Genomic DNA, 7101 nt, shown 5'->3' on the forward strand with positions numbered 1-7101 from the left:
GCCGGGCGCCGGGTCAGGGGGTCAGGTGGCGAGGAGGTCGCGCAGGACGGGGATCAGGGCGCGGAAGGCGCGGCCGCGGTGGCTGATCGCGTCCTTCTCGTCCGGCGACAGTTCGGCCGTCGTACGCGTCTCGCCCTCGGGGACGAAGACGGGGTCGTAGCCGAAGCCACCACCACCGCGCGGCTCGCGGACGACCAGACCGGGCAGGGTTCCCTCGACGACGCGTTCGGTGCCGTCGGGGAGCGCCACCGCGGCGGCGCAGACGAACGACGCGCCGCGACGCTCGTCGGGGACGTCGGCGAGCTGGTCGAGTACCAGCGCGAGGTTCGTGCGGTCGTCACCGTCGCGTCCCGACCAGCGCGCGGACAGGACGCCCGGCATGCCGTTCAGCGCGTCGACAGCGATGCCCGAGTCGTCGGCGACCGACGGCAGTGCCGTCGCCGATGCGAAGGCGCGCGCCTTGAGCAGCGCGTTGTCCGCGAACGTTGCGCCGGTCTCGGCGACGTCGGGCACCTCGGGGAACGCGGACGCGTCGACGATCTCCGCACCGATCCCCGCGGCCGCGAGGATGCGCCGCAGCTCCTCGACCTTGTGCGCGTTGCGCGTGGCGAGCAGGAGCCTCACGACGCGAGAGCGGCCTGCTGGATCTGGGTGAGCTGCGCGCAACCCTTCGCGGCGAGGTCGAGCAGCGCGTCGAGCTCCTCCCTCGCGAGCGGCTCGCCCTCGGCGGTGCCCTGCACCTCGACGAACGCGCCGTCGCCGGTGCACACGACGTTGAGGTCGGTCTCCGCGGCGACGTCCTCCTCGTAGCAGAGGTCGAGGCGCGGCTCGTCGCCGATGAGCCCCACGCTGACCGCGGCGACGGACCTGACGAGGGGCTGGGCCTTCTTGCCGATCATCCCGCCCCTGGCATGCATCCACGCGACGGCGTCGCACAGCGCGACGTACGCGCCGGTGATCGCGGCCGTGCGGGTGCCGCCGTCGGCCTGCAGGACGTCGCAGTCGAGCTGGACGGTGTTCTCGCCGAGCGCCTTCATGTCGACACACGGACGGAGCGCGCGGCCGACGAGCCGGGAGATCTCGTGGGTGCGGCCGCCCACCTTGCCGCGGACGGACTCGCGGTCGTTGCGTGACGAGGTCGCGCGCGGCAGCATCGCGTACTCGGCGGTGACCCAGCCGAGCCCCGACTCGCGCCGCCATCGCGGCACCCCTGCCGTGACACTCGCGGTGCACAGCACCCTCGTGCGGCCGAACTCGCAGAGCACGGACCCCTCCGGGGCATCGGTCCAGCCCCGGGTGAGGCGTATCTCGCGGAGCTCCTCGGCAGTACGTTCGTCTGGACGGGACATGCGCGCGAGCCTACCGATCAGGCGTCAGACCTCGTACACCGCGCCCGGGCGCGCCAGCTCGACGTCACCGTCGTACGTCTCGCGCGCCTCGGCGAGGATGCGGTCCTTCGGGGTCCACGGCGGCAGGTGCGTCAGCACGAGCCGGCGGGCCGCCGCGCGCCGCGCATGCTCGCCCGCCTGCCGTCCGGTGAGGTGCACGCCGTCGGGCACCTTCCACTCCGTCAGCAGCGACGCCTCGCAGAGGAAGAGGTCGGCGTCGCGCGCCGCCTCGACCAGGTTGTCATCGACGGAGGAGTCGCCGCTGTAGGTGAGCACGGCGCCGTCGTGCTCGATGCGCATCGCGTACGCCTCGATCGCGTGCCAGACGCGCCTGACGGTCACCCGGAGCGGCCCGACGTCGTAGCCCGCGCCGTCGGCCCACTCGTGGAAGTCGAAGGTCTCGGCCATGCCGGCCGGCTCGACGTACTCGTACGCGGTGTCCATGCGCGCGTTGACGCCCGGCGGGCCGTAGACGGGAATCCTCGGCGCGGGGCCCTCGGGACGGTACTTGCGCGCCACGTAGTACGAGCACAGGTCGAGGCAGTGGTCGGCGTGCAGGTGCGACAGCAGCACCGCGTCGACGCCGTACAGGACGTCCTCCTGCTGCAGCCGGCTCACCGAGCCGTTGCCCATGTCGAGGACGACGCGGAAGCCGTCGACCTCGAGCAGGTACGAGGACGCGGGTCCCTCGGGACCGGGGAAGCTGCCGGAACACCCCAGCACCGTGAGCCGCATACCCCGACTGTGCCACACGCACGGCCGAGGGCCTGGGTCATTCGGTGGCGACGCGCACGCCGAGCGCGACGAGGGTGACGCCGAGCAGCGCGTCCTGGACGCGTCGTACCCGCGGCGACCTGAGCAGGTGCCGCGCCCTGCCGACACCGAGGGACACCAGGCTGAGCCCGGTGAGGCTGAACGCGACCGCGATCGCCGCCAGCCCGAGCGCGACGGGAAGCGCCTGCGCGGGGTCGCTCGGGACGAACTGCGGCAGGCTCGCCATGAAGAACAGCGTCGCCTTCGGGTTGGTCAGGTTGGTGAGCAGGCCCTGCAGGAACGGCGTGCCACGGCGGATCCCGCGCTCGTCTGGGTCCTCGACGTCGTGCTTCACCCGACCCGCCCGCCATGCCGCCCACAGCGACCGGCCGCCGAGCACCACGAGGACGAACTCACCGACCAGCTTGACCGCCTGGAACGCCACCTCGCTGCGCAGCAGCAGCTCGGCCAGCCCCACGGCGACCGCGACGGCGTGCACGAACAGCCCGAGTGCGCAGCCGACGGCGGTACGGAGCCCCGCGCCCGCGCCGGCGCGCAGCGTGTTGCGCACGACGACCGCGGTGTCGAGGCCGGGAGTGACCGTGATGAGCAGGCACAGGACGAGGAACGGCAGCAACTCCATGGTCAGCCGGCCCGCTCGACCTCGTCGATCTGCCCGACCTGGTCCGCGAGCGTGCCGGCACGCCTGATCACGGGGCCGAGGAACCGGTGCGCGAGCCGGGCGAAGGAGTGCTCGTCGCCGGTCGTGAGGAAGTGGTGCCGTGGCTCCGGCAGGCCGTCGGGACGGGCGAGGCCGCTGTCGTGCAGCTCGCGGTAGACGTCCTTCGCGGTCTCCTCCGCACTCGACACGAGCGTCACCTCGTCGCCCATGACGTAGGAGATGACCGCCGACAGCAGCGGGTAGTGGGTGCAGCCGAGCACGAGCGTGTCGACGCCGGCCGCCTGCACCGGCGCGAGGTACTCACGCGCGACGTCGACGAGCTCGTCGCTCGTCGTGATGCCCGCCTCGACGAACTCGACGAACCGCGGACAGGCGACGGTGGTCACCGACAGGTGCGGCGCCGCGGCGAACGCGTCGTGGTACGCGCCCGACGTCTTCGTCGCCTGGGTGCAGATCACACCGACCCGACCGTTCCTCGTCGCACCCGCCGCGCGGCGCGCGGCGGGCCGGATCACCTCGACGACCGGGATGTCGTACCGCTCCCGCGCGTCGCGGAGCACCGCCGAGCTCGCCGCGTTGCACGCGATCACCAGCATCTTCACGCCCTGGGCGACGAGCTCGTCGAGCATCTCGATGGCGAACGCGCGCACCTGGGCGATCGGTCGCGGACCGTACGGACAGCGCGCGGTGTCGCCGACGTACAGGACGGGCTCGTGGGGTAGTTGGTCGAGGACGGCGCGGGCGACAGTCAGCCCACCCACGCCGCTGTCGAAGATTCCGATGGGAGCGTCGGCCACGAGACACCACCTTACGGCGGAGCGGCGACCTCGGCACGGCGTTTGCGGAGGAAGCGGCGCTCCGCCTCGGGGACGACGGCGGCGAGCGCCAGGTCGTACTGCGCCACCGCCTCGTCGCGGCGACCCAACCGGCCCAGCAGCTCGGCCCTCGTGGAGTACAGCAGGTGGTGGCGGCCCAGCCGGTCGTCGAGGCCGGCCAGCAGCGCCAGGCCCGCCTCCGCGCCGTCGCTCTCGGCGACGGCGACGGCACGGTTGAGCCGCACGATCGGGGAACCCGTCCGCTCGTCGAGCAACGCGTAGAGCGCGGCGATCGCCGCCCAGTCGGGGCCGTCGGCGCCTGCGCTCACGTGCTCGGCGGCGATCGCCGCCTGGAGTGCGTAGTGACCGGCGACGCGTGACATCCGCAGTGACCGTTCCGTCAGTGCCAGGCCCTCCGCGATCTCGGTGGCGTTCCATCGTGACCTGTCCTGGTCGCGGAGCAGGACGACCTCGCCGCCGGCGTCGATCCTGGCGTCGCGCCGCGAGTGGTGGAGAAGCATCAGGGCCAGGAGCGCGGCCGGTTCCGGCTCGTCCGGCGCCTGCCCGACGAGGATGCGGGTGAGCCGGATCGCGTCGTCGCACAGCTCGGCACGGATCAGCCGGTCGCCCTGCGTCGCGGCGTACCCCTCGGTGAAGACGAGGTAGAGCACGGTGAGGACGGCGGGCAGCCGCTCCGGCAGCTCGGCGTCGCTGGGCACGCGGTACGGGATGCCGGCCCCGGCGATCTTCTTCTTCGCGCGGGTGATGCGGGCGGCCATCGTCGGCTCGGCGACGAGGAACAGGCGCGCGACCTCGGGTGTCGTGAGCCCGCCGAGCAGCCGAGCCGTCAGCGCCACCCGTGCCTCCGGCGCCAGAGTGGGGTGGCAGCAGGTGAACAGCAGGCGCAGCCGTTCGTCGGGAATCGTGGTCACGCCGGTCACCTCGTCGTCCGGGAGCGCGCGCGGGTCGTCGACGTCGTCGGTCACCAGCAGCGGCAGCCTGCGGGCGAGCGTCGTCTCGCGTCGCCTCCGGTCGAGCGCGCGCCGGCGCGCGGTGGTGAGCAGCCACGCGGGTGGGTTGCGGGGGACGCCGTCGCGGCGCCAGGTGGTCACCGCGGTCGCGTAGGAGTCCTGCAGCACCTCCTCGGCGAGGTCGATGCTCCGCAGCTCGCGGGCGAGCAGCGCGAGCAGGCGCGACCAGTGCGTCCGGTGCGCCTGCTCGACGGCCTGACCCGCGTCGGTCATGAGCCGTTCTCCAAAGTGAGCATCGCAGCGGTTCGGAGCGCGCGGCGCCACCACCCGCCCACCGAGCGAGGAGCGGAGCGGCGGAGAACGGCGGGACACTCGCTCAGCTTCCGCCCTCCCTGGCCGGGTTGCTCGTGCACAGGCCCAGCCGCTGGCCCGCGGGGTCGTGGAACTGCGCCCACCAGCCCATGTCGCCGCCGACCTCGGTACGCGCGTCGAGCACCGTGCCGCCGTTGTCCGCCACCCGGGCGAGCGTCGCCTCGAGGTCGGCGACGTTGACGTAGACGGCCACGCCGTGGCCCGGCGGCGTCTCGCGGGATCCGTCGAGGGCGCCGACCATGTCGCCACCGGACGTGGAGATCATCTCGTAGGTGCCACCGAAGTTCTGGAACGTCCAGCCGAAGACCGCCCCGTAGAAGGCCTTGCCCTTCTCCAGGTCCGGTACCGGCAGCTCCCACCAGGTGACCCTGTCGTAGTCGTTCACGTTCTCTGCCATCACGTGCTCCTTACTCCGTCGATCTCCGGTCAGAAGTCCAGCAGTGGGCGCACCTCGACGGCCAGGCCGGGACTCCTCGGCACCTGCTTCGCGTACGCGAGCGCCTGGTCGATGTCGGCACACGAGATCACGTATACGCCGCCCATCTGCTCACGCGCCTCGGCGAACGGCCCGTCGGTCACGACGTCGTCGCGTAGCGTCTTCGCCGAGCTCGACTGGTCGAGCGCCTCGCCCGACACGTAGACGCCGTCCTCGCGGAGGCGATCAGTGAACTCCTCGTGCTCGCCGATGATCCGACGCTGCTCGGAGACCGGCATCGCGGCATCCGCGGCCTCGTCGCCGTACAGCAACAGGAGGAACTTCATCACGGTCCTTTCTCTCGGTGCACCCGCGAGGATGACGTACGACCGCCGCCGGATCGACAACCGCGCCGGGACTTTCTCCCGGAGATCTATAGAGTCTCGGCATGCCACTGCGAATCGGACTGGTCGGAGCGGGCCCCTGGGCCCACGAGGTACACGGCGTCGGCCTCGCCGCGTCACCGCGGGTCGAGTTCGCCGGCGTGTGGGCGCGCCGGGCCGAGGCTGCGGCCGCACTCGCCGACGCCCACGGCGTGCCGGTGTACGACGACGTCGACACGCTCGTCGAGGCGGTCGACGCGGTGGCGTTCTGCGTCCCGCCGGAGGTCCAGGCGCGGCTCGCGACGCGTGCGGCGGTGCGGGGACGTCACCTGGTCCTCGACAAGCCGATCGCCGCCGATCTGGCCACCGGGGAGCCGCTGGCGACTGCCGCCGAGCGGGCGGGCGTCCACAGTGGCGTGTTCTTCACCTGCCGCTACCTGCCGGCGGCACGCGAGTTCCTCACCGAGGCCCATGCAGGGAAGTGGCACGGCGGACAGGCGACGTTCGTGTCCGGCGCGCTCCTGGCGGGCCAGTTCGCCGACTCGCCGTGGCGGCACGAGTCCGGCGCCCTCTGGGACGTCGGCCCGCACGCCGTCGAGCTGCTCGACGCCGCGCTGGGCCCGGTCACCGGCGTGCGCGCGGCCGCCCGCGGCCCGAGCGACCTCGTCCACCTCGTGCTCGACCACGACAGCGGCGCGGTCAGCCAGGCGTTGCTGAGCCTGCGCGTGCCGCTCACGACGACTCTCGCCGAGGTCGAGCTGTTCGGCGACGAGGGGAGCCACGCGTTCGCCCTCGCCGGGATGTCGGCCACCGACGCGTACGGCGTGCTGCTCGGTGAGCTCGCCGACCGGGTCGAGGGCACCGGCGCCGGACCCGCCTGCGACGTCCACCGCGGCCTGCAGGTGCAGCGCGTGCTCGCGGCAGCCGGCGACCTGCTCTGAGTCGTCAGTCGTCGGAGCTTCACCTCACCGAGGTGGACTTCACCTCGTCCCTGCACGAGGTGAAGCACCCGTTGATCACGTTAACCTCGGTCTTTCACACCTGGTGGGGCGACACGGGGTGTGGTGATGCGAAAGTGCCTTGTCTGCAAGGGAAACTGGGACTTGTCGACGGTCCTGTTGCTCTTGGAGAAAGACACTTCGCGGGTGAAGCGTAGCAAGCGGTCGCGGGTGAGGGTGAGCGCTGTGGTTCCCCCGAAATCGTGGAGGGTTCCTTATGCCGCTTCCCGGTCGGGGACGGCGTTCTCGTAGTTGATCGGGCTCATCATGCCTGCGGCGGTGTGCCGTCGGTCGTGGTTGTAGAAGCCGTAGCACCAGTCCAGC

General features: G+C 72.1%; 10 protein-coding genes. 1 reads left to right on the plus strand and 9 read right to left on the minus strand.

Annotated elements, in window-relative coordinates:
• Positions 1–21 precede the first annotated feature (21 nt).
• The 8 genes from rdgB to GEV10_13440 all read right to left on the minus strand — a co-directional run bounded on the left by rdgB (position 22) and on the right by GEV10_13440 (position 5743).
• The gene (gene rdgB, locus GEV10_13405; GenBank protein MQA79453.1) at positions 22–666 is read right to left on the minus strand and encodes an RdgB/HAM1 family non-canonical purine NTP pyrophosphatase; all 645 of its coding nucleotides are present in this window, start codon (positions 664–666) and stop codon (positions 22–24) included.
• Entirely contained in the window at positions 621–1349 is a 729-nt protein-coding gene (locus tag GEV10_13410; GenBank protein MQA79454.1) for a ribonuclease PH, read from the minus strand. Before GEV10_13410 ends, rdgB begins: the two co-directional genes overlap by 46 nt.
• A 24-nt stretch (positions 1350–1373) precedes the next feature.
• Positions 1374–2123, minus strand: coding sequence for an MBL fold metallo-hydrolase (locus tag GEV10_13415; GenBank protein MQA79455.1), 750 nt, complete (start codon positions 2121–2123; stop codon positions 1374–1376).
• A gap of 37 nt (positions 2124–2160) precedes the next feature.
• Positions 2161–2784, minus strand: a complete 624-nt coding sequence (locus tag GEV10_13420) for a LysE family translocator (GenBank protein MQA79456.1) — start codon at positions 2782–2784, stop codon at positions 2161–2163.
• A gap of 2 nt (positions 2785–2786) precedes the next feature.
• The gene (locus GEV10_13425; protein ID MQA79457.1) at positions 2787–3620 is read right to left on the minus strand and encodes a glutamate racemase; all 834 of its coding nucleotides are present in this window, start codon (positions 3618–3620) and stop codon (positions 2787–2789) included.
• 11 nt (positions 3621–3631) lie between these two features.
• Complete coding sequence (locus GEV10_13430) at positions 3632–4882, minus strand: RNA polymerase subunit sigma-24 (GenBank protein ID MQA79458.1); 1251 nt, start codon at positions 4880–4882, stop codon at positions 3632–3634.
• Positions 4883–4985: 103 nt separating this feature from the next.
• A complete protein-coding gene (locus GEV10_13435) occupies positions 4986–5378 on the minus strand; it encodes a VOC family protein (protein ID MQA79459.1) in 393 nt (130 codons plus the stop codon).
• Positions 5379–5407: 29 nt separating this feature from the next.
• Entirely contained in the window at positions 5408–5743 is a 336-nt protein-coding gene (locus GEV10_13440; GenBank protein MQA79460.1) for a YciI family protein, read from the minus strand.
• Positions 5744–5844: 101 nt separating this feature from the next.
• On the opposite strand from GEV10_13440, the gene GEV10_13445 reads away from it, so the two are divergent.
• Positions 5845–6720: a gfo/Idh/MocA family oxidoreductase gene (locus tag GEV10_13445; GenBank protein ID MQA79461.1), complete on the plus strand. Its 876-nt coding sequence runs from the start codon at positions 5845–5847 to the stop codon at positions 6718–6720.
• A 272-nt stretch (positions 6721–6992) separates the two neighbouring features.
• On the opposite strand, the gene GEV10_13450 is transcribed toward GEV10_13445, so the two are convergent.
• On the minus strand, positions 6993–7101 hold a 109-nt coding region (locus GEV10_13450), incomplete at its 5' end, for an IS3 family transposase (protein MQA79462.1).

The organism is Streptosporangiales bacterium, assembly GCA_009379955.1.
GTDB lineage: Bacteria > Actinomycetota > Actinomycetes > Streptosporangiales > WHST01 > WHST01.

Bases quoted from the DNA above. Each gene is read 5' to 3' on its own strand.
- GEV10_13410 (MQA79454.1), bottom strand. From the start codon at position 1,349: ATGTCCCGTCCAGACGAACGTACTGCCGAGGAGCTCCGCGAGATACGC.
- GEV10_13415 (MQA79455.1), bottom strand. From the start codon at position 2,123: ATGCGGCTCACGGTGCTGGGGTGTTCCGGCAGCTTCCCCGGTCCCGAG.
- GEV10_13420 (MQA79456.1), bottom strand. From the start codon at position 2,784: ATGGAGTTGCTGCCGTTCCTCGTCCTGTGCCTGCTCATCACGGTCACT.
- GEV10_13430 (MQA79458.1), bottom strand. From the start codon at position 4,882: ATGACCGACGCGGGTCAGGCCGTCGAGCAGGCGCACCGGACGCACTGG.
- GEV10_13435 (MQA79459.1), bottom strand. From the start codon at position 5,378: ATGGCAGAGAACGTGAACGACTACGACAGGGTCACCTGGTGGGAGCTG.
- GEV10_13440 (MQA79460.1), bottom strand. From the start codon at position 5,743: ATGAAGTTCCTCCTGTTGCTGTACGGCGACGAGGCCGCGGATGCCGCG.
- GEV10_13445 (MQA79461.1), top strand. From the start codon at position 5,845: ATGCCACTGCGAATCGGACTGGTCGGAGCGGGCCCCTGGGCCCACGAG.